The sequence below is a fragment of the Hymenobacter setariae genome (assembly GCF_007713685.1).
GTDB lineage: Bacteria > Bacteroidota > Bacteroidia > Cytophagales > Hymenobacteraceae > Hymenobacter > Hymenobacter setariae.
In genome coordinates this window covers 1,355,506-1,377,471 of the sequence record NZ_VMRJ01000001.1, presented here as the reverse complement: position 1 = coordinate 1,377,471, position 21,966 = coordinate 1,355,506, and the positions used below count along the sequence as shown (strand labels likewise).

Below are 21,966 nucleotides of genomic sequence, written 5' to 3'. Positions count from 1 at the left end.
CGTAGGTTTGTGCGCCGGCGGAGCCGCCTTCCTTATTGCCTGTTAGCCTGTTATCTCATGAACATTGTCTTACACTACCTAGTAGCGTTGCTCATGCTGGGCACTTGCTGGCTAGTCCCTATTTCTGCTGCCCAAGCGCAACTAGGGCCCCTGCCCACGCGGTGGACCAAAGCAGCCTTGGCCGAGCCCGTGCCTTGGAGCAGCTACCCCCGGCCTCAATTGCGGCGCGCGCAGTGGCTGTGTTTGAATGGCAGTTGGCAGTATCAAGGTGGCTCCACCGTGGCGGCGGCCCGCAACCCGACCGCAATCGCTACTTTCCCGGCGAACCCAGCGCAAATTCGAGTGCCCTATTGCCCAGAATCGGTGCTCTCGGGCATTATGCGCAAGCAGGAAACGAACATGTGGTATCGGCGTGGCTTCACGCTGCCCGCGGCCTGGCAGGGCCAGCAGATTATCCTGCATTTTGAGGCGGTCGATTACCAGGCCACCGTTTTCGTTAATGGCCAACGAGCGGGGAGCCACTCGGGCGGCTACGATGCCTTCTGCTTTGACATCACCTCCCTCCTCAAACCGGGCGAGAATAGTCTCGTGGTGGCTGCTTACGATGCCAATGATGGCCGTACGCCGTCGGGCAAGAACGGCCTGCGCGGTGATTATACCTTCAGCTCTGGTATTTGGCAGACTGTGTGGCTGGAGCCCGTTCCGAAAGACCACATCCAGGCCCTACGCGTGCTGCCTGATTTGGCCGGTAAGCGCGTGCGCCTGGAGGTGATGGCCAGCGCCGGCACTCAGGTTACTGCGCGCGTGCTAGAGGGCAAGAAAGTGGTGGCCCAGGCGGTGGGCACGGCCGGCACAGCCTTTTACCTACCGCTGGCTCATCCTAGAGCTTGGTCGCCCGACTCGCCCTTCCTCTATGATGTGCAGCTAACCCTCCACTCGCCCACTGGGAAGGGTACGGATGAAGTGCAGAGTTATTTTGGACTGCGCGACGTGGCCCTAGGCAAAGTCAACGGTGTGGTTCGGCCACTGCTCAATGGCCAGTTTGTGATGCAGCTGGGCTTACTCGACCAGGGCTACTGGCCCGATGGCGTCTTGACGGCGCCCACCGAGACAGCGCTCAAGTCGGACCTGTAGTTTACGAAGAAGGCGGGCTTCAACCTGATTCGCAAGCACATGAAAACGGAGCCTCAGCAATTCTATTATTGGGCTGATAAGATGGGCTTGCTAGTGTGGCAGGATATGCCCGCCATCTGGTATCCCGACGAGGACACGCTCACCACCCGCCCTGCGTTTCGCCGCGAGCTCAAAGCCCTGATTGACGCGCATTACAACTCGCCATCTATCATCGCCTGGGTGCCGTTCAATGAGAATTGGGGCGCGTTCGACGTGCAGGCCATCACTGCCTGGGTCAAAGCTTATGACCCGTCTAGACTGGTAAATGGCAACTCGGGCTTCAACAATAACCCGCCCTACCAGCAGGCGTACGGCGACCCAAAAAACGGCGATTTTGTGGATACGCACATCTACGTGGGACCCTACAAGGCATCGGAACCGGACGGCAAGCGGGCAGCGTCGCTGGGCGAGTTTGGGGGCGTGGGTCTATTTGTGCCTGGCCACATGTGGCCAGTAGAAAACAACGCCTATGCCTACGAACCCACGTCGGCGACGCTGACTGACCGCTACGTGCTGCTACTCACTCAAGTGGAACAGCTGCTGCGCTATCGGGGCTTGAGCGTGGCTATCTATACCCAAACCACGGACGTCGAGCACGAGGTCAACGGCCTGCTCACTTATGACCGCGCGGTAGAGAAGCTAGAGTTGGCGCGCCTGCGGGCGGTTAACCAGGCCGTCTTGGAGGCGAGTAAGCAAGTAGCGACTAAAGGCGAGTAGTCATCGCCGTCAGTCCGCTGGTAGGGGATAACTGCTCGCTGCTTACTGCTAGACTGAGACATACGCTGACCTCGTAACTCCGAAAGAGGATATTAGCGCCACACTTACTGCCCTACTTACGCCGCCACGATTTGCTGTCGTTCTTTCCATTCCTGTGAGATTCCTAACAGCGTGCTAAGCGCCAGGCCAAGCGCTAGTAGCCCTCCAATAAGCGCCAGGTTACCTAGGTAGCTAAACTTGATAACGAACACAATAACTAGCACGTTGAGCAATCCCAGCAGTAGCACGGTGTTTATCTGAGATAAACCCAGCGCGAGCACGCGGTGATGAACGTGGTTTTTATCGGGGGCAAATGGAGATTTACCGGCCAGCATGCGCAAGAGAAATACGCGCGAGGTATCGAAAAGCGGTACGAATAGAATGCCCAACGCAATAGCCGGTGACGCACTCAGTGAGGGCAGGCCAGCAGCATTGCCCATTTCAATAAACTGAATGGCAAGTATCGACAAAATAAAGCCACATACCAATGAGCCCGTGTCGCCCATGAAGATGCTGGCCTTGTGAAAGTTGTAGCGCAGGAAGCCTAGGGTGCCCCCCATTAAGCAAGCTGCTACAAAGGCGTAGTTGCTGTAGGTGCTGCCACCGTACTGGTAGAAATAGTACCCTAGGGTGCCGCTGATGATGAGCACAATGGTGCCCGCCAGGCCATCGAGGCCATCGATGAGGTTGATAGCGTTTGTAATACCTACGATAACCACGAAGGTGAAACCATAGCTGAGGCCAATGGGCAGGGTGCCAATACCAAAGATGCCCTGCAAGCTGGTGATGCGCACGTCGGCCATCAACATCACGACACCAGTGGCTAGCAACTGACCTAAGAATTTTTTAGCCACTGAAATAGTCACTAGGTCATCTTTCAGGCCCACAAAGAAGAGCAAGATGCACCCGGCCAGCAACTGTTGCACACCATTGGCTAAAGGGGCGAAGATGGTGAGAGCTGAGAAAAAGCCCGCTAGCACGGCCACGCCCCCCAGGCGGGGTGTTAGTGACACGTGCACGGAGCGATTGTTGGGCGCATCGAGCAGGTTTTTGAGGTGCGCTATGTAGACGATGGATGGTACTGCGAACAAGGCTATCAGCAAGGCCCATAGGGTGGCCAGTACTAGCCCAATACTCAACGTTGTATTCATGCTTGCAATAGAAATAAGTTTTCGTTAGATAGATAGTTACAGTCGGAATGATGGTTCAGAAACTGCCGTCCTACTCACGCACCACTCGCTGCTGGTAGCGCTGCGTAGCCGTGATGGTGCGCAGTAGGTACAGGCCGGCGGCCAGCCCTTGGCCACTTAGGGTAGCCGTGCGGCTACCTAGGGGCAATGCCTGGGTGCGCACTACCCGCCCTTGGGCATCCAGCAGCTCTACTCGCAGCAGGTCTTCAGGCAAGTTGTGGCCATCGAGGTGCAGCTCGGCTGAGAAGATAGTAGGCCACACGGCGAGCGCCGGTCCGCTGGCCACCAGCTGTAGCGTAGCCACGCCACTGTAGGTGGCAGCTTTGCCAGGCTCCAGCAGCTGTAGGCGGTAGTAAAGCTGAGTACCAGCAAACTGCCCTACCTGGGCATCGGTGAACGTGTAATAATGGCTAGCGCTGCCACTGGCGGCCACTTGCCCTATTTGCTGAAAGCTGCGGCCATCGGTGCTGCGCTCTACTGCGTAGCTACGCAAGCCCTGCTCTTGGGCTACTGCCCAGCTCAGGAGAGCAAGCTGCCCCTGAGCCGCCGCCTTAAACGAAACTAGTGTAACGGGCAGTGGCGCTACCGCTACCGCCTGACCAATAGCAAATTGGCTGAAGCTGCTGAGCCCAGTACGCAAGGCGTAGCCGTCGGCCACGCGTCGGCCTTCGCCATCGGCAGCGCTAAGGCTGCCGCCCCCGGTGGTCCAGTCAGTGGCGCTCGTACTCGCATCGGGGCGCTTGAGAATACCGAACAAGTTGTCCTCTAGGTCAGCAAAAGGAGCTAGGTACGCCCGCACGGCGTAGGTGCCGCTAGTAGGCTGGGCGTCGGGAGTCAGTACCCAGCGGCCAGCTGCGTGTAGCGATACGTAGCGCAGAGCGCTCGGGCTGGTATCGCTGCAGTTCAGGCCTTCGTCGGTATCGGTTTTCGGGCCAAAGCTGGCGTCTAAGTACTGCGTGCCGGCCAGCTGACTGCTGCGCACGTCGAGGCGGGCATATTGGGTGACCGTGCCAACCGGGAAGGAGTAAGCCTCGGTGCTGCCCATCGCTAAGTAGCGGCGCAGAGTACCAGCCACGTAGCCAGCGCTACTGCTGCTGAGGCTGTTGCCACTAACGCTGGTGTGCACCCACTTGTAGCTGCTCGTGTTTACCACGCCCGCCGTGAGAGTGAGGCTAGTAGCAGAGCTGGCATCGTTCAGCAACGTGAGGCCGGCGCCATTTACTACTACTCGGCCAAATGCCCCGCGGCTGACCGACTGCGGCGCCGTGCCTACAAACGACACTAGACTGCCGGCCGCCACGCTGGCCGTACCATTATTAAGCCAATCGCCGCTCACGGCTAGCTCGGCGGCGTTGTCTAGGGTCAGCTGGCCACCTGCTGCGATGCGCAGCGTGCCCACGGCCGCCCCAGACGCCGTAATAACGGGAGCCACGGGAGCGGCCCCCACCGTAACATCGGTAGTGGCAGTAGGCACGGTGCCGCTGGCCCAGTTCTGGCAGTCAAGCCAGCTGGCTGTAGCGCCCCCACCGGTCCACTGGCCAGGCGTGCCGCTCAAGGGCGCGTCGGTAGCCACGGGGAATGTACCAGTGTTGGTGAGCGGGGTGCAGCTAGCGCTGTTGGTAGCTACGCTCAGTACTTGGTACTGCGTGGTGCTGGTGCTGGTAGGTACTTGGTAGTCGTAGGTAGGGCCGGGGACGGTAAGTGTCTCGGTGGTACCAGCAGTCAGGTTTTTAAGAACTACTGTGAGCGGAAACTGCGCCGCCGCTAGGGTAGTAGCCTGGTGCGTGAGCCGATCGAGGCCCTTAAACGTGAAGCGTAGCGCATGCGCGCCTAGCTGCGGGCACACCTGCTGGCTGGCGTAGCTGGCCTGCGGAAGCGAGGCAAAGCTCCAGCCGGTGGTATTGCCTTGGTTGTTGGCGTTTTGGCCGGCCTCAAAGTACGCCCCACCCTGGGCATGGCTGTCGCGCAGGTAGATGTAGCTGGCGCACACGGTGCCAGCTGGCTTGGTCCAGGTGAAGTACTGGCCATTGATGGTGCTTTGTAGGGTAATGACCCTGGCACCCGTACCATTGGCCTGCACGGCCGCCGTCGCCGCAAAGGTGGTGGTGGTACCCGCCCCAAACTGATATGTCGAGCCTGGGTCGAGGGTCAGCTGCTGGCCGATAGTGTTGCTGCCTGTTATAGAATTAACGCCCGCCAAGGATAGTACGGCGATAGTACTGCTACCACCTATGGTGTGGGTAGCGCCGGCACCTGTTTGCACTGCGTTGTAGACGAAGCCGTTGCCATTGAAAGCGGAGCCAGTGCTTAGGTTAATCGTAGACGTGCCGGCCTCAAACGTGAGTGAAGCAGGCTGGCTGAGCGACCACGCTCCGGCCGTAATTTCTACCGTTGACGCACCTAGGCGCAGCGTGCGGCTGGGCGGAATATCGGCCCCGTCGAGGGGGGCGCTCGTAAGGCTGCGCACCTGCACTGGCTGGTTATTAGTAAGCAGCGTGCCAGCCGTCAGGGCTAGGCCACTGCCACCAGTACGGGGCTGGCGCAAGGCATCTGCCAAGGTAATAGTAGCGTTGGGGGCGTTGATGGTGAGAGCACCACCGAAGAGCTGGCCCGCGCTAGTGAGCTGGCCACCACCTACTAACTGAATTTCGCCGAGCAGCTGCTGGCTCATAGCGGGGCTCCAGGTGAGGGAGCCGCCCACGAGCAGGCCATTGGCCGTGCTGCCGCTGAAAGTAGGCGCATTGGTGACAGCGGCCCAGCTGAGGCTATGGCAGGTGGCCAGTACGGCATCCTGCGTTACTACCTGGCCCGCTTCTGTGAAGGAGTTAGCATCAAATAGCACGTCATCCAACAGATTGGGTACGCAGAAGCCAGTAGCTCCCCCACTGCTTAGGGCCCAGTGGGCGGGGTCGCTCCAGCGCCCCGTGCCGCCCACCCAGTACAGCGTGCGGGGTAGTGGTGAATTTGTGAACTCAACGCCCGTGTTCCCGCCGTTGTCAAAGCTCTGCGTAGCCGTCCACTGGCTGCCGCCCCCAAACGTGACGTTGCGCAGCGTAGCGTAGCGCACTAGTTGGTTGGGCAGGGTGCCGCCGGCGGGCTTCGTAAACTTTACCCGTGCCGTGCCCGTGCCTCCATTAATAGTGACGTAGCCCGAGCAGTCGCCCCCCGCTACTAGCTGCGCCTCGGCCGTGAAGGTCTGAACCGAGTTGTAGAAATTATAAACGTGGCCCGCCGTCAACCCTAGCTGCTCGGTGAAGGTGTTGTTGGCGCTCACATTGGCCGAGCCAGCAAAGGTGAGCCGCGTAAACGTGGCGGCTACTCCGCCCCCCGAAATGACCGTCGGCAGCGACCCCGCAGCCGCGTCGGTAAACGCGACACGGTAGTACTGCATGCCAAGCCCCGCCCGAAACACAGCCGGCTGGTTGCGGGTCGAGTTAGAGCCAATGTTGATGGTGCTGGTACCCGCGTCAAGCGTCACGCCCGCCGCTACGTCCCAGGTATAAGTCGGGCGCACACCTACATCGCTCGCCCCCGAGGCCGGGATGAGCGTAAGCACACTGCTGCCTAGCTGCACCCGTACGGGCGCTACGCTTACGGGCCCGTTTGCCCCACTGCCCGTGGTAAAAACCGACCCCGTAGCGACGTAGCCACTGGTGAAGCCTTGGCAAGCAACGGCTTGGTTGTTCGTATTAAAAGTACCCGCCTCCACGTAAAGCCGGCCATTGGGCGAGGTTGCGTCGGGGGCTAGCGTAAGGGCGTCGAGCAGTGTGTAGGTGCTGCCCGGCGCCCGGAAATACACATTGCCAGCCAGCACCCGGCCTGCCGAGGCTACTGTGGCGCTAGGGCTACCGGCCTCGTGACCATAAAATACTAGGTCGGCCTTAAGGGCCAGATTCAAACTAGCCGTCAGCGTGAGCGAGCCGCCGATACCCAGCTGCTTCTGCCCTAGGTCAGTGGCCGCCGTGCTAAAGGTTGGCGCGTTGGCCCCCGTCCAGTCTAGGTCGCGGCAGAAAGCATTAGGACCGTCGAGCGTTACTACTTGGCCGCTGGCTGAAAATGAGCTGGCGTCGAAATGCACATTGGTGGCCAGCGAGGGAATGCAGCCACTACCGGCTGCGCCGCCGCTGCTGGTTGCCCAGTGGCTGGCGTCGTGCCAGTTGCCAGTGCCGCCTATCCAGTACAAGTCACTCACGGGCAGCGTCAAAAATTTGATATTCTGATTATTGCCCCGGTCTAGTGAAGCGTTAGCCTGCACACCGCCAGTACTGGTAGCCGACCCGTTGCTGAACGTAATATCCTGCACCGCCGCGTAGGTCAGCACCGTGCTGCTCCAGCTGCCCGCCCGCTGCAACACGGCAGCCTGCCCCGGCACGCTCGACTGCAGGTGCGCCAGACCCGCGCAGGTGCCGCTGGCCGCTAGTGTAGCCCGGGCGCCGAGCATCAGCGTTTGGCCACCTGCCGCCCGCAGCACAGCCTCCGGTCCGATGCTCAGCGTGCCCGTGATAGTGGCGCCGCTCGTAAGCGTAGCATTGCCCTTGACCGAAAGCGTGTTAAAGGTGGAGCCTGCTACGCCGAGCGTAGCGCTAGCGCCGGCTGCTACTTCGACCGCGTTGTACACCTGAGCCGAACTCAGAAATGAGTAGCTGTTAGCCGTGCTACGTGGGGTAGCGCCCAAGCGCAGGGTGCTGATTCCGGCTTCCAGCGTCAGGTTCGAGCCTGATACTTCCCACGCATTCACCGCCCCTAGCAGGTTGATGGTACTGGCATTTAGGTAGATGTCGCGCACTAGCGCCCCCGCACTGCGCACGCCATAGCAATTGACCGTGACGGTGCCAAAGTCTACGCTACCCGCGCCAAGGAGCAAGCTCGGCGTGGCACCGTATTGCACCATATTCACATCGCTGGTAAACGTCCAGCCCCCAGCCTCACTATCAAAGCTTAGCCAACCGTTGAGGGGTACGGCCTGCAAATCGAGTTCATAACCCGCGCCCGCCGCTAATAGCCGAAAGTTGGCATCTTGTCGACCTAGGCCGGCGGCTAGCCGTAGGTTGCCGTTTACTTCTACCGTGCCAGCTCCTACCAATCGCATCCCACTAATGGTAGCAGTGCCAGCCTTGTGCACCGCCCCCGTCCAGTCTAGGTCTTGGCAGGTAACTATGGCGCCGATAGTCACCGTTTGCCCGGCCGCCGTGAATGATTTAGCATCAAAATGCACGTTGTCGGTGCTTTGAGGCACTTGGTCGAAGGTGCTAGTACCCCCACTGCTTGTAGCCCAGTGGCTGAGGTCGTCCCATTGCCCACTTCCTCCCACCCAGTAGTAGTCGGCGGCAGATGCAGTGTGGGTAGCCGCAGCTAGCACTAGTACTAGCCCCCAACGGTACCGACGAAGTTTTTGGCAAAACGCGTAAAGAGTAACCACTAATACGGTAAGAATATATGTAAAAGAATAGGTTGGTGCATCCTAGGTGGCCGCAGGGATTGCCTAGCGTCAAGGCTGCGCCCGCTGGCGTCTGGCTCGATGCTGGGCATAATCCGAAGTGGCGCTAACGCGCTCGCGACAAGCAGATTGACTAAGGCAGCGGAGGTAGAGGTAGCTATTTAGCTGGTAGCTGACTCTAGAGCGCGGTCGCCGAGGCGAGCTTGCCATGCGCGGCTGACCCATGGGTACTGGCAGACCGCTCTAGTGCTAGGCGGTGCGCAGAGGCTGCGGTGCGGGGTACCGGAGCTACCGCCTGAATCGGTAGCTTTGCGGCGTTTGACTGGAGTTGGTGGCCCAGCGTTAAGAGCACAGCTAATAGGCTCAGCAGGAGCAGCCAAGCTTTAGTAGAAGGTCCTTGTGACGCGTAAGCAGGAGAAGTAGGTATACTTGCTGGCATAATGAAGATTTTTGCTTCCTTATGCCAGCGGCGTACCAACTCGACCGCTCTGTTTTAAAAGGCTCGTAATAAGAATATTACACTTGCACACTTACTTGCTACGCTCTGTATTTCAGAGTGACAGTCTGAAATTTGGAAGCTAGTAGGTAGTTATTCGGTTGCCGATTGGCGGCGCAGCTCCAGCTCGGTTGTCATATTAGCTAGTACCTGTCGCAGTAGGTGGTTGCTTTGCTCTACGAGTGGCTGTAAATCATCGTATTTAAACGCACCTTCCCAGTTTTCGAGCTGGTCAATGAGACCTACCACGGGTTGAATCTGCAAGTGAACCAAGCTAGGTCGCAGCTTGTGCGCCGTGGCCTGCAGGCCCGCCAGGTTGCCTACTTCAAGAGCGCGATTCAAATCGCGCAAGGCATTGTAAGTACTGTCGATGAAGGTCTTGAGCATCGACTCCACAAATTTCTGATTACCCCGGGCGGTGTTCATCAGTATATCCAGCTTATAGAGGGCCTGGTTAGGCTCGGGGCTGGGCGGTGGAGCCACGGCCTCTACAGGGGCATCTGGCGTAGTTAGTGGCCGCAGCACCCAAGCATGCACCAATTGCAAGAGCTCATCTTCGAAGAAAGGCTTGGTGAGGTAGTCGTTCATGCCAGCGGCTAGGCACTTTTGTTTTTCGCCGTTGATGGCTGAAGCCGTAAGAGCGATAATAGGGGTCTTCAACTCTAGCTCTTGGCGCAAGTGCCGAGTCGCCTCAAATCCGTCCATGACCGGCATTTGCACATCCATCAGAATAAGGTCGAATTCCTGCTCGCGCACGCAGGCCACGGCCAATTCGCCATTTTCAGCTTCCGTCACCTCTAGGTTCGCATTGGTGAGAAAAGTGCGGGCTAGCAGGCGGTTATATTCATTGTCTTCCACTAACAGCACCCGCTTGCCGCGTAGCTCTTGGTGATTGGTGATGGCTACTGACTTGGGCTGCGGCAAGTCTTGCACTGTGCCAATGGGCAGGAAGAGGCAAAAGTGGCTGCTAGTCCCTTTACCTTTTTCGCTTTCAATGTAGATTTCGCCGCCCATGAGCCGCGCCAGGCTGCGGCTGATGCTTAGACCTAGGCCCGTGCCACCAAACTTGCGCGTGATGGAAGTGTCTTCTTGGCTAAACTCTTGAAATATAGAAGTCAAATAAGCAGAGTCGATGCCCACCCCCGTATCGCACACAGAAAAGGAAATAATAACCTGGCCGTTGAAGTAGCCAGCTACCTCGCTCTCTACTGTTATTTCCCCTTTTTCGGTAAACTTCACCGAGTTGCTGGCTAGGTTCAGCAAAATCTGAGTAATGCGGTGCGGGTCGCCAAGTACCACATTAGGCACAAGGGGGCTCACCTTGGTCACAAAGCGCAGGCCTTTTTCCTCAGCCTTGTAAAGCATCGTTTTCTCGACCTGTTCGCAGAGGCGCTGCACGTTGAAACCCACGCGCTCAATGGTCATCTTGCCCGCATCAAGCTTCGAAATGTCCAGAATGTCGTTGATAATGACTAGTAGGTTCTGGGCTGAAGTGCTGATGGCATGCAAGTAGTTGCTTTGGCGCGGGGCCAGCATAGTTTGAGCTAGTAGCTGGCTCATACCCAGAATAGCATTCATGGGCGTGCGAATCTCGTGGCTCATGTTAGCCAGAAATAGCTCTTTGGCGCGCGCAGAATTCTCAGCTTGCAGTTTGGCTTCGCGCAAATTGCGCTCTAGGTGTTTTTGATGCGTGATGTCGAGATTGATGCCAATGGTGCCCATCGGCTCCTTATTTTCATTGAGCATCGGGGCAGCGCCCACAAACACCCATCTGCGCTCGCCTTGCTTGGTAGTGACCTCGAGTTCGTAGGACCCCGAAATGCCCCGCCGCCGGTCGGCGAACTTATCGCGCAGGGCATCGACTTCGGGCAACGACAAAATGAGGGGGTGCAACTGCTGGCCCAACAATTCCTCGGGCGAGTAGCCTATCATCTGGCAGTAGCTTCGGTTGGCGTATAGCACCCGGTAGTCGAGGTCCATTTCCACCAGTCCCAACTGCATGTTATCGATGATGTTACGATACTTTTCTTCCTGCCTCTTTAGGGTTTGCTCGGCCTGATAGCGCTCGGTAATATCTTCAAGCTTCCAAAGGTGCCCAATGCTATTTTCTTCTTGCCATACGGGCACGAAAGAGCACTGCAGAACGCGCCCATCGCGCAGTGTCACTAGCTCGTCGAAAAAGGGTTTTTGGCGCGCGATAGTAGAGGCCATATGCTCAACTAAGTCTTGCTCGCCCGCAAACAGATGCTTCACCCGTTGGGCCACTTCACATTCGTGAAGGCCAACCAACCGCTCGGGGGACACATCTAGGCCAAAAATGCGACCGAAGGCCGCGTTGGTTTGTACAATGCGCTGCTGCTCATCTACTAATAGAATACCCCGTTTCAGGCTATCAATAGTGGCCGACAGACGCAGAGCCGCCGCCAAAAGCGCATTGCTTGCTTTCTTATTAGCCGAAATATTGATTGAAATACCCGTTATCAGTAGAGGTTCGCCATCGGCGTCACGCTTGGTGATGAGGCCACGGCTAAGCACCCACAGGTACGAACCATCGTAGCAGCGCATCCGGTGTTCGCTGCTGAAAATAGATGTTCTGCCCGCCTGGTAGCTATCCAAGCGCCAAATCAGCTGCGGCATATCATCTGGGTGCGTACCGTCGCTCAGGCCCTGGTACTTGTCTACTTGCTCGGCGGGCGGGTAGCCCAGCATAGCCAGTAGCTCGGGCGACAAGCGGGTGGCGTGCTTTTCACAGTTGTATTCCCAGGTACCGTCACCTAGGCCATCCATTGCCAATTGCTTGCGCAACTCGCGGCGGCGGTCAGTTTCTTCGGCTTGCTTGAGCAGCGTGATGTCTTCAATAAAGCCGCTGTATACGGCCCCCTGTGCATCGCGATACGACAGCGCTGCGTTGCCACGCCACCAAATAATAGGCCGCCCAGGCACTAGCAGGCGCCCCTCAAAGTTCCAGGGCTCCGTGCTATCGTCAGCAGTAGCAGCGGCTATTGACGCGATGTAGCGAGAGCGGTCTTCGGGGTGGATAAGTGGAAGTAGGCTGGTCGTTTCGCCAGGCGTTACCCCAAACAGCTCGTGCATCTTGGGGCTGGCGTAGAGCGAGGTAAAGCTGCCGTCCGGATTTTTGCGCCAGCGGAAGAGTACACCCGGCACCTGCTCGGCCAGTTCGCGGTAGCGCTGCAAGCTTTCGGCCAAGGCAAGCTGCGCGCGCTTCTCCTCCGAAATATCCTCCAGCATACCTACAAACAGTAGGGGGGCTGGCGCGGGCAGGCGCAACGGCTGCATGCGCACGCGTAGCCAGCCGCCTGTGTGGGTCGGGCTCGGGTCGGGTATGTCAAACTGAAAGGCTAGGCTGCCCGCCAACCCCATCTTTATCACTAATTGGGTAGCTTCGTTGAGCGGGGTAGTGCCCAGTATAGTTTCCAACGGCTGCCCTAGCAAAGAGGCCAATGGAAGCTTGTACCGCGCTTGAAAAAGTGAGTTGGCCCAGGTAAGATGACCTTGCGTGTCGGTTGTAATAACCCCCACAAACAGGTCCTGCATTTGGGCAACAAAGTTGGGTAAGTCGCCTAGGTGCGAGCTGGTAGCCGTTAGGTGCGCAACGGCTAACTGGCGGCGCAGGGTCGCAATTTCAGCATCACGCTCGCGTAGCGCGTGACGCAAATCCTCGTCGGAAGCTTCGGAAAGCATGTCGTGGGAAGAGATAACAGTGAACCGTTCTATTGACTGACGTTATATTTCGCCATCCTGTATCATCTTATAGATGGTAGACTTCCCAACATCTAGCTTCTGCGCTACCAGCGGTACATTATCTTGGTACTTACTGAGGTAGTGCCGCACGATGGTGCGAGTGTACTCGCGTAGTGTGCGCTCCGAATCAAGGAATCCTGCCTCACGGCCAGCTGGCGCAAATAGGATATCGGCAGGCTCTATCTCGTGGCCATTACTAAGCACCGCTGCTAGTTCTATGATAGTTTTTAGCTCGCGCACATTGCCAGGGTAGTTGTAGGCTTGCAGCTTATCCTGCGCACCAATCGTCAGGCTGATAGGGGGCTTTTGATACTCGCGGCAAAATTCATCTACGAAGTGCTTGGCCAAGAAGAGCACATCGCTCCCACGCTCGCGCAAGGGGGGCAGCACCAGGGGCAAGCCAATAATGCGGTAGTAGAGGTCTTCGCGGAAATTATTGTTGCGCACCTCTTCTGACAGACTCTTGTGAGTAGCTGTAATAAGGCGCACATCGAGTTTGATGCGCTCGTTGCCGCCTACACGCTGCAGTTCGCGTTCTTGCAGCACCCGCAGCAACTTAGACTGAATGGCGAGGTTCAAATCTCCTATTTCATCCAGAAATAGCGTGCCGCCGTGGGCTTCTTCAAACTTGCCAATTTTGCGGACTACGGCGCTAGTGAAGGCGCCTTTTTCGTGCCCAAACAGCTCGCTTTCGAGTAGCTCCGCCGGAATGGCGGCCATATTCACCGCCACAAACGGCTTTTTGTGCCGCCCCGACTTCATATGAATGGCCTTAGCCACTAGCTCCTTGCCCGTACCCGTTTCACCAGTTATGGAAACGTTTACGGGCGTTAGCGCAGCCCTTTCCATTAGGCCGAATAGCCCTTCAATTGCGGGGCTGTGGCCTTTAAGAATCTTGCTGAAGTCGTACTTACTCACCAGTTGGTCTTCGAGGCGCTTTACCTGTTCGCGCAAGGCACTGGTTTCGCGTAGCCGCTGAATGGCATTCCAAAGCAAGTCTTTGGTGTTGTCATCCTTTACCAAATAGTCAGTTGCACCGGCCTTAAGCAACTGCACAGCCGTCGTAATCTTATTTTGGGCGCTGATGATGATAACGGGAATTTCGGGCCACCGCTGGCGTAAGCGGGCTAGCAGCTTATCGCCGCTGATGTCAGGCAGCGAAAAGTCGATTGTGACCACATCTGGTCGCAAGTGCATATTATCTAAGCACTCTTGGCCCGAAGACCATAGCTGCACCGTGTCCTCCGGATTGAGCGACAAGTGATAATGTAGAAGCTGACCATACCAGGGGTCATCTTCTACAATGAATATTGTAAAGGGAGCATCCATTTTTAACCTAATTCCTTGATAAACGAAACAACAAGCTGAGCAGCCAACTAATAGGCTGGCCATGAGAGCTAATAGTCAAACTGCTGCCTACTAGCTATTCGATGCAAGAGCAGCGCTAAAGTGTGTTCGTATTTGAAATAGGAAAAAAGCTGCAAAAAGACATGGTCTTAGATTGCTCAACAGCACCTGACCACCAAAGAGAATCACCGGCACCTAGGGTGAAACTGTTATTACAAGACAAAGAGTAATACATAAACAAAAGGACTGAGTATTAAATAATCAGAGCGAACAGCCTCGAGGCAGTCCGCTCTGGTTTAATTTAACGAAAAAGCGCTTAAAAAGTCGTAAAAAAGAATTTGCTATCGTTAAATTACAATTTTAACTTTTCTCTTAGCGTATCGAAAGGCATGTCTCCTCCACTTGGTGTGTACTAGTAATGCGAAAGTTAAATTTGTACTTTATAAAGTGAAGTGATTTTGCAGCTAGTCTAACTACTTAGATTCTTCTTATTTTATCTACGTAAATTAGGTCCTGTCTGCGATTAAGTGTCTGCTTATAGTAGCGCCTATCGTTCTTCTTCATAAAACATACGCAGTGCCCCATATTGGCCTAATTGATTCTGCAACAGCTCTCTGGAAGAAAGGCTGCTGAGCTGAGGATGCAAACCTGCTTTTGCGCCCGAACGCTCGATTATGGATACCTTATTTATCAAGTAGTTATACTTACGCGCAATAACTGCCCAGTTATAACGGCGGTCGGCGATAGCCTGCATCTCCTGACCTAAGACTTTCCAGGTACCAATGCGGGTAGCATTGATGTGCTTTTTTAACTCCGATTTATCGGTAAAGTACATAGCTTTGTGCTCAGTAGTGGCTTTGTTGAACGACACATCGAAAGCCAGCACGGGCAGCCCTAGGCTCATAGCCTCTACTAGCGAAGGGTTAGTCCCGCCCGCGCTGTGGCCGTGCACATACACGTAGCAGTTGCTGCGCAGTACATCAAGCTGGGTTTGGTCGTAGATGGGGTCGAGCAGGTGTAGATTGGGGCAGTTGCCGTATTCTTGCCGCAACTGGCGACCGTAGGTGCTATTGTTCCAGTTGCCCACTAGCACGAACGGGTAGCTAGGCAACTCAGCAAACGCGCCAAGCACGAGGTGCACGTTGTTTTCGGGTTCGATGCGGCATACCTTAAAGGCATAGGGCTGCGCCAAGAAAGGATATTTCTCGCGGGCAGCTTCGGTGATGGGCTGCTTGCGCGCATGGTCGCCACCGTACTCAATCACACGGCTGCGGGTACTGTAGGCGCGGGCCGTGTAGTTCTGAATAGCGTCGTTATCAGAAATATCAGCGTGCGAGTACTTCACTGCCAAGTTTTCCGACCAACGCAGAAACCATTTGGCGTAGCGGTTCCACTTATCACGCCGCCACTCGATACCATCAATAGAGATGATGATTTTCTTGTTGGTAAACCATTTCACGAAGGGTAAAAGAATACCCCCGGGTACGCCCAAAATCAGCAGCACATCGGCAAAAAATAACGCGTGCAGAATAGAAAGGCAGTCGTAGATAATACTTTGTGCGCCGTTGGCCTCAAAGGGCAGGTACACGAGCTTGGCACTTTCGTAGTGCGAGCGTCGCTCAGCCTTAGGGTACTTTTTGCCGCTGCAATACACAGTAAGTTCGTGCTCGTGGTGCAGGTGTTTGACGAGGTAGGCCGTCAGGGTTTCGAAGCCGCCGTAGCACGCAGGTAGGCCAACAGTCCCAATAACAGCGACTTTTTTAGAGGTGGACATAGTAGGTAAGTTATTGCAAATAGCTTGTTAGCAATGTATTTAAGTGGATTTTCTCCCTAGGCCTGGGTTAGCTCGCGGTGCGGAGTGCAGGCCGGTTGGGTCGCCTCATGTACAGTTGGCGAGACGAACTCGGGAGCCAGTGGCAGCAGCTTGCCAAATGTGTGTAGCACCTGTTCGGCGAAGCGCTCGGGAGCGAAGGTGTCGGCGCGCTTGCGGGCGGCGGCGGCCATGCGAGCGTACACCGAGCCATTGCGATGCAGTAGGCGCAAGGCGTGCCGCAGAGCTTCTAGGCTGCGGCCATCGATGGCAAAGCCGGTGTGTGCGTGCACATTAACCTCGGTTACGCCGCCTACCGGCGGCACAATGACAGGCCGCCCATAAGCTAAGCCCTCCAAAATGGTCATGCCAAAGGTTTCTACCCATTCGTCAGGCCGCGAGAGATTGATAACCACCGCAGCGCGGTGGTAGTGTGGGTGCATGTTGGCCGTGGCCGGGAAGAGCGCTAGGTTATTAGGCACGGAATGCTGGGACGTATACTCAGCTACGGCAGCAAGCGAGGCGTTTAGCACCAACTCGAATTTCATTTCGGGCAGACTGCGCGCTAGGGTGAAAAACTCGGGTACACCCTTGTAATCGCGCAGTGAGCAGGCCATTAGCACTACAAAGGGCCGGGGGCTTTCGTAGGGCAAGGAAGCACGGTTGGCTTCTGCAATAAAGCTAGAAGGCAAGGCATTGTACACAACTTGCTGCTGGACTACGGGCAGAGCCAGCGTAGTGCGGACATGCTCCGACACGCATAGTAGGTGGTGCGCCGTGCGCTGCGCCACTGCACATAGTGCTTGCCGCAGTAGGGCCGGCCGCAGCGATACTTCGTGCAGATGATATACTACCTGGGCACCCCGGCAGCGAGCGGCCAGTGCGGCGCCGGCCGGCAGCAAGGAGTTAACGTAGACCACACTACTAGAGCCAGCTAAGCGCAATACCTTCCAAAAAACCACCCACTGCACTAGCGCAAAGTGGAGCAGCGTGCGCCACTGGCTTGCCGACCAGCGGTAAGCCAGCGCATGCGTGGTCACGCCAGGCAGGTCGCTCAGAAAACCTGGTTCGCCGGGCGTGGCAGTGAGCAGGTCGATGCGGTAGCCGGCCTCGGCCAGTACCGTCAGCGACTGCCGCAACACCAGTGGGCTGCCACTACGGTCGTTAAGTAGATGAACGGCGATAATGTGGGACATGTATAGAAGTAGAAATCAAAAATTAGGAATTGTAAATCAAGGTATTACAAGGTATTATGAGTAATGTAGTTAACTTCTAATCTTTGGCTTATTAAGCAGCTAGGGCTTCCTGATAGATGCGCTGGAGCTGTTGGCCTCGGCGCTCCCAGGTGTGGTGCTGAGCCACGTGGCGGCGGCTGAGGGCGGCCTCGGCTGCCAGCAGGCGCGGGGAATCGTGGAGGTAGCGCAAGCGTTCGGCAAAATCCTTGATATTGTGATTGAAGGACTTATAGGGCACTTTCAGGCTGGAGGCGGCGGGCGTCAGTTCGCCGGGGCCTTCATTTTCGTAGCACAGCACGGGTACGCCGTAGCTCATGGCTTCGGCCACCACCATGCCGGCCCCCTCATGCGAAGGGAAGAAGAAAACCGAGGCTTCGTGGTAGATAGCGAGTAGCTCTTGGCGGTCGAGCCAGGGGCGGTGCATGGCACAATCAGTCAGCTTGTGTTCGTGTAGCAGTTGCTGCAAACGGCCTTCTTCGGGGCCACTGCCAATGAGCAGCAGACGGGCTTTTGCTTGCTCATCAGCCGGCAGCGCGTGGTAGAACTTGGCAAAGGCCAGAATCACCATGTCGAAGCCCTTGAGCGGCACCATGCGGGCGGCAATCATCACCGTGAAGTGGGCCTTGGGGACCGGCACGGCCTCTAGGAACTCGGCGGGCAAATCGACGGCTACGGAAGGCACAATTTCGTAGCGGCTCGCGGGTAACCCTAGGCGGGGGGCCACGGCCGAATTCATGCACAGCACTCGCTCGGAAGCCCGGCGCGTCACCCGTAGAAAAGGGTCGAGGGCCCAAAAAATGTGCTTTAAGCTGCCAATCAGCCGGTCTTTCACGAAGGCGGCGGTGCCGTATTGCGCTAGGTGGCTGGCCGGAATGGGCGGGTGGTGCCCAATGGGCCCCCACACCAGTGGGCGACCTAGTAGCCACAGAAACGAAGGCGTCCAGTCGTTGTGGAAGTTGAGGTTATGCACCAAATCCACCGCTAGCTTTTGGCGGAGCAGCCATACGGCCAGGCCTACTTGCCACATGTAGAAGTAGATAAGCGAGAGCAGCGGGCCTTTTTTCCACCAGCGCGTCCAGGCCGGCAGGTCGAAGTAGCGAAAATCCACGTTGGCAGCTAGCACCGCGGCGGCCGGGTTTTCGGCGAGGTAGCGCTCGATGTGCGGGCCGTTGTTTTCGCGCGTCACCGCCACAACTTTTTGGAAGCGGGCGGCTTGCAAGATAAAATTCCACCCCATGCCATCTTCCGAGCCTTTGTAGGGGTTGACGGCGTAGGCAGTAATAAGTACTGTATTCATAATCAGGCTACCGCGAGAATTTTGTTGAGCGCTTCTGGTGTTACCGGCTGAGGCACGCGGCTCGAAATAATGCGAGCGGGCACGCCCGCCACCACGCTGCCAGCCGGCACTGAGCGCGTAACCACCGCGCCTGCTGCCACCACGCAGCCCGCCCCAATCATGACGCCGTCGAGCACGGTGACTTTGCTGCCAATCCAGCAATTAGGGCCAATGCTGATGCCCTTGCGCGAAACGCCTTGCAGGCGAATAAGCTCCTTGTGGTCAGCGTGTAAGTGATTTTCGGGATGGCAGCTGAAGTACTGGCCAATAATGCAGTCGTCGCCGATGCTGAGGCCGCCGCCCCCCCCTAGATACGCAAACTCGCCGATGCCCACGCGGTGCCCCAGCTTGATGTACTGGCCGGGCTCGGCCAGCGAGGTAGACACGATGACTTGGCTGAAGGCGCCGATACTCACGCTGTCGCCCAGCGTAAGCCCCCCAGTGCCAAGGCCACTAAAGCGTGCGTAATCGCCCACCTTCAGCCACTTGCCGAAGCGGATGCGCCCTAGGTGCTGAAACCGCACACCCCGCCCCAGCATGGCCCCGCTCGCGGCCCGGCCCCGCAGCCACAGGCGGCTGCCGCGCAGTAGGCTCTGAGCCGTTTGGGCGCCGAAGCTGAGCAAGATGCTGGTGCTCATGGCCGGGTGCAGCGCAAACTGCGGATTGCGACGGCGCACCCAGCCCTCAAGGATAGATTTCATAAATAATTAGTACCGAATCGATTTTAAGTAATTTTTTTAAGCTAAGCAGGTGCCCGCACCACCCCTATATTTCCTGTTGGATGTAGCGCCCGATAAGATTCAGGGTCGTATCCAAATCCTGGTTTTCGATGGGCACATAGCGCGAGCGGCGGTAGCGCGCCCCGAGTTCTCCAAACAGCGACTTGTACTGCTGCGTGAGCTGGGTGATGGTGCTGGCGGAGAGCTCTTGCTTGCGGCGCAAAATCTCCTGTGGGTCGGCGTAGAGGAAGAAGTTGAGCTTGGGCTTGCTCACGAAGGCGTAGAGCGCCTGCGTGAAGCGAGCGGGCAGGTTGATATTGCTGCGGCGCCCGTCGTTGATGAAGTCGAAGTAGTAGCGGTCGTAGAGCACTACGTGGCCGCGGCGGGTGTGCTTGAGCCAGATAACAACCTGGCCTACTACATAATCTAGATAGTAATAACCGAAGCGGACTAGCGAGGAGCTGAGGCTGAAGTTCTGGCCCTGGCGTGGTAGATTTTGTACGCTACGCGCCTCGGCGCCCTCCTTACCATACTTCCAGGCGCTGAGGATGGGGAGCACCGATGGCCGGTGGCGAATGACAACCACGCGCTTGCGCCATTTCTTTTCAAGGCGCTCTTTCACGTGTTCAATCACCGTAGACTTACCCGCACCATCGACACCGCTGAACGTGATAACTAAGCCACCGGGCCGCACAAAGTCGGCTGCTGTGCTGAGTAGGTAGCGCAGGCCGCGGCGCTTGCGGGCTAGGCGATGGTTGGCGGGCTGCTGGCGCAGCGCGTAGTGCAATAGTGCTGCCTTGGCGGGCTGATACACGCTGGCACAAGCTATGTTGTTGAAGCTGATTCCGTAGGCTTCGTTGAGGTGGGCCAACATGGCTTCTTGGGCTTCCGGGCGCTGCTGCTGAAAATGCCGCAGGTGCGTGAGGGGCAAGTCGCTCTGATTGAGCCAGTAAAACAGCCAGGTGTAAGTAAAGTCGTGCAGCAGCGACGGTACCGGCACGCCAGCTACCGCCAGCTCGGCCTGCGCCAGTACGGCCGGGGCGTCCAGTAGGCGCAACGTTTTGCGGTGCAGCTGGTGCAGCAAGTCCACCGACAGCAGCGAGCCATCCTGAAATAAGCAATCGACGGATACCATGTGGGCGGCCTTGCGCACCGTGGCCAACTGCACCAGCGAAAAGCGCTGCATAAACTCTACCCCGGCTAGGGTATCGGGCCGGGTCAGCAGCAGGTCGAGGTCTGAGGTAGGAGCTGGATAGTACGCATTGGTAGCCCGGGGCTTGAGGACCACGCCGGGCTGCGGCAGCAGCTGCACGTAGTCAAGCAGGTCGTAGATGGCCAGCTGGCGGTGCTCGACGCTGGCGGCTAACTCCTGGGTGAGCAAAGCATTCCAGCCATTGAGCAACCAGCTGATTTGGAGATGCCAGTCGGGCTGGGCATGGTAGAGCAGCGCCCCGGTCGAAACCTGATGCAGCAAGTACAACTGCCAGGCCACCGCTACGTCGGTAGCGGGCACCTCTGAAAAATACGTAGCGGCCACGGCCAGCACTCGTTCGCGGATGCTGGCGGCCGGCAAGCGCGTTACGAGCAGCGCCTGTTGGGTTTCGAAGTGAAACAGGTCGTAGAGCAACGATGCCTCGGGCTGAGCCATCTCTAGGTCATAAATGGCGAGGCCATCGGCCCCAAGCCAGCAGTTCCAGGGTGTGAAATCGCCGTGCGCAAAGGCAAACGAGAGCTGATGCAGCGGGTCAATGGCTTGGCGCAGGTGGCGCAGCTTGCTACGCAAGCCGAAAGGAATGCGGGTTTCGGGCAGTTCTTCGAGGGCCGTAATCTGCTCACCGATGGTTTGCCAGCAGGTACTAGCAATCAACGGTTGGCGCACTTCGGTTGCGTGCAGCAGCTCGGTGAGGCAGCGGGCGTGAGCCTCGCCAAAGTGCGTAGCGCGCTGCGCACCTACTGGCTTCACACTGCTTTGGAGCAAGTGGCTGGCTTCGTAGCCCAAGATGCGCGGCAGCCCAAACGACGTAAAGCCACATTCGGCTAGGTGGTCGAGGTTATGGGCCTCGGCGGCTACCTTTTGGGCGGCGGCCGCACCTAGGGGTAGCTTCGCAAACACGCGCTGGCCGGGGGCCGCGTCGTAGCAGCACACGGCCTTGCGGTTGGGGCCCGGCGTGCCGGTGAAGAGGGCAAAGTCGCCGACCGGCCACGCCTGCTGCCCGGTGGCGGCAAACTGCCCCGGCAGCTTTTTGAAAAACAACCCTTGGAGCCGGCACGCAAACACTAGCCGCACCAGCGCACTAAAGAGCTGCGCCTTGGGCGAAGCCGCGTTGTAGAATTCTAGAAACAGTGGCTGGCGCAGGGTGGTAGGCCACACCCAGCGCAGGCTGCCATCGGGGTTGTGGCAACCGCGCAGGCGAATGCCCCCCTCGGTAGCGGGCGCGTACCCTAGGCGGGCCAGTAGCGTGGGTACGTCAATAGCAGTAGTAGTAGCGGATAGTAGCTGTTCAGTCATGCCAGCCCCAAGGCCAACCGGATGCCAAAGACAATACTAAGCTTAACTAATTGTTAATCAGCAACCAAAATATTGCTCTTGGCCTCGTGGTTCCAGCCGCTGGAACAGGTTTCCAGCATCTGGAATGCATTCTGCTGATAGAGAGATTGCCGGAAGCCCCCTTATGCAGGCGGTTTATTGGCTTTTTAAGGCGTTG

The 21,966-nt window shown here is 57.4% G+C and carries 11 protein-coding genes; 2 read left to right on the top strand and 9 right to left on the bottom strand.

The genetic code is table 11. From position 1 onward, the window contains the following. Nucleotides 1-57: 57 nt before the first annotated feature. Entirely contained in the window at nt 58-1,134 is a 1,077-nt protein-coding gene (locus FNT36_RS25395) for a glycoside hydrolase family 2 protein (protein WP_233635701.1), read from the top strand. A gap of 39 nt (nt 1,135-1,173) precedes the next feature. Then, nucleotides 1,174-1,890, top strand: a complete 717-nt coding sequence (locus FNT36_RS25390; protein WP_233635700.1) for a glycoside hydrolase family 2 TIM barrel-domain containing protein — start codon at nt 1,174-1,176, stop codon at nt 1,888-1,890. Nucleotides 1,891-2,006: 116 nt separating this feature from the next. On the opposite strand, the gene FNT36_RS05695 is transcribed toward FNT36_RS25390, so the two are convergent. The 9 genes from FNT36_RS05695 to FNT36_RS05655 form a co-directional block, all read right to left on the bottom strand. Continuing rightward, nucleotides 2,007-3,080: an MraY family glycosyltransferase gene (locus FNT36_RS05695; RefSeq protein WP_233635699.1), complete on the bottom strand. Its 1,074-nt coding sequence runs from the start codon at nt 3,078-3,080 to the stop codon at nt 2,007-2,009. 70 nt (nt 3,081-3,150) lie between these two features. Continuing rightward, nucleotides 3,151-8,478, bottom strand: coding sequence for a T9SS type A sorting domain-containing protein (locus FNT36_RS05690; protein ID WP_233635698.1), 5,328 nt, complete (start codon nt 8,476-8,478; stop codon nt 3,151-3,153). A gap of 667 nt (nt 8,479-9,145) precedes the next feature. After that, nucleotides 9,146-12,754: a PAS domain S-box protein gene (locus FNT36_RS05685; protein WP_144845211.1), complete on the bottom strand. Its 3,609-nt coding sequence runs from the start codon at nt 12,752-12,754 to the stop codon at nt 9,146-9,148. Nucleotides 12,755-12,796: 42 nt separating this feature from the next. After that, entirely contained in the window at nt 12,797-14,143 is a 1,347-nt protein-coding gene (locus FNT36_RS05680; protein WP_144845209.1) for a sigma-54-dependent transcriptional regulator, read from the bottom strand. A gap of 565 nt (nt 14,144-14,708) precedes the next feature. Then, nucleotides 14,709-15,935: a DUF1972 domain-containing protein gene (locus tag FNT36_RS05675; protein WP_144845207.1), complete on the bottom strand. Its 1,227-nt coding sequence runs from the start codon at nt 15,933-15,935 to the stop codon at nt 14,709-14,711. Between the two features lie 56 nt (nt 15,936-15,991). Then, nucleotides 15,992-17,167, bottom strand: a complete 1,176-nt coding sequence (locus FNT36_RS05670; RefSeq protein WP_144845205.1) for a glycosyltransferase family 4 protein — start codon at nt 17,165-17,167, stop codon at nt 15,992-15,994. A 91-nt stretch (nt 17,168-17,258) separates the two neighbouring features. Beyond that, complete coding sequence (locus FNT36_RS05665; protein ID WP_144845203.1) at nt 17,259-18,503, bottom strand: glycosyltransferase family 4 protein; 1,245 nt, start codon at nt 18,501-18,503, stop codon at nt 17,259-17,261. Between the two features lie 2 nt (nt 18,504-18,505). Continuing rightward, nucleotides 18,506-19,243 (bottom strand): acyltransferase, encoded by a 738-nt coding sequence (locus FNT36_RS05660; protein ID WP_144845201.1) that lies wholly within the window; start codon nt 19,241-19,243, stop codon nt 18,506-18,508. 64 nt (nt 19,244-19,307) lie between these two features. Then, nucleotides 19,308-21,770, bottom strand: coding sequence for a nucleoside/nucleotide kinase family protein (locus FNT36_RS05655; protein ID WP_144845199.1), 2,463 nt, complete (start codon nt 21,768-21,770; stop codon nt 19,308-19,310). Between the last annotated feature and the right edge of the window lie 196 nt (nt 21,771-21,966).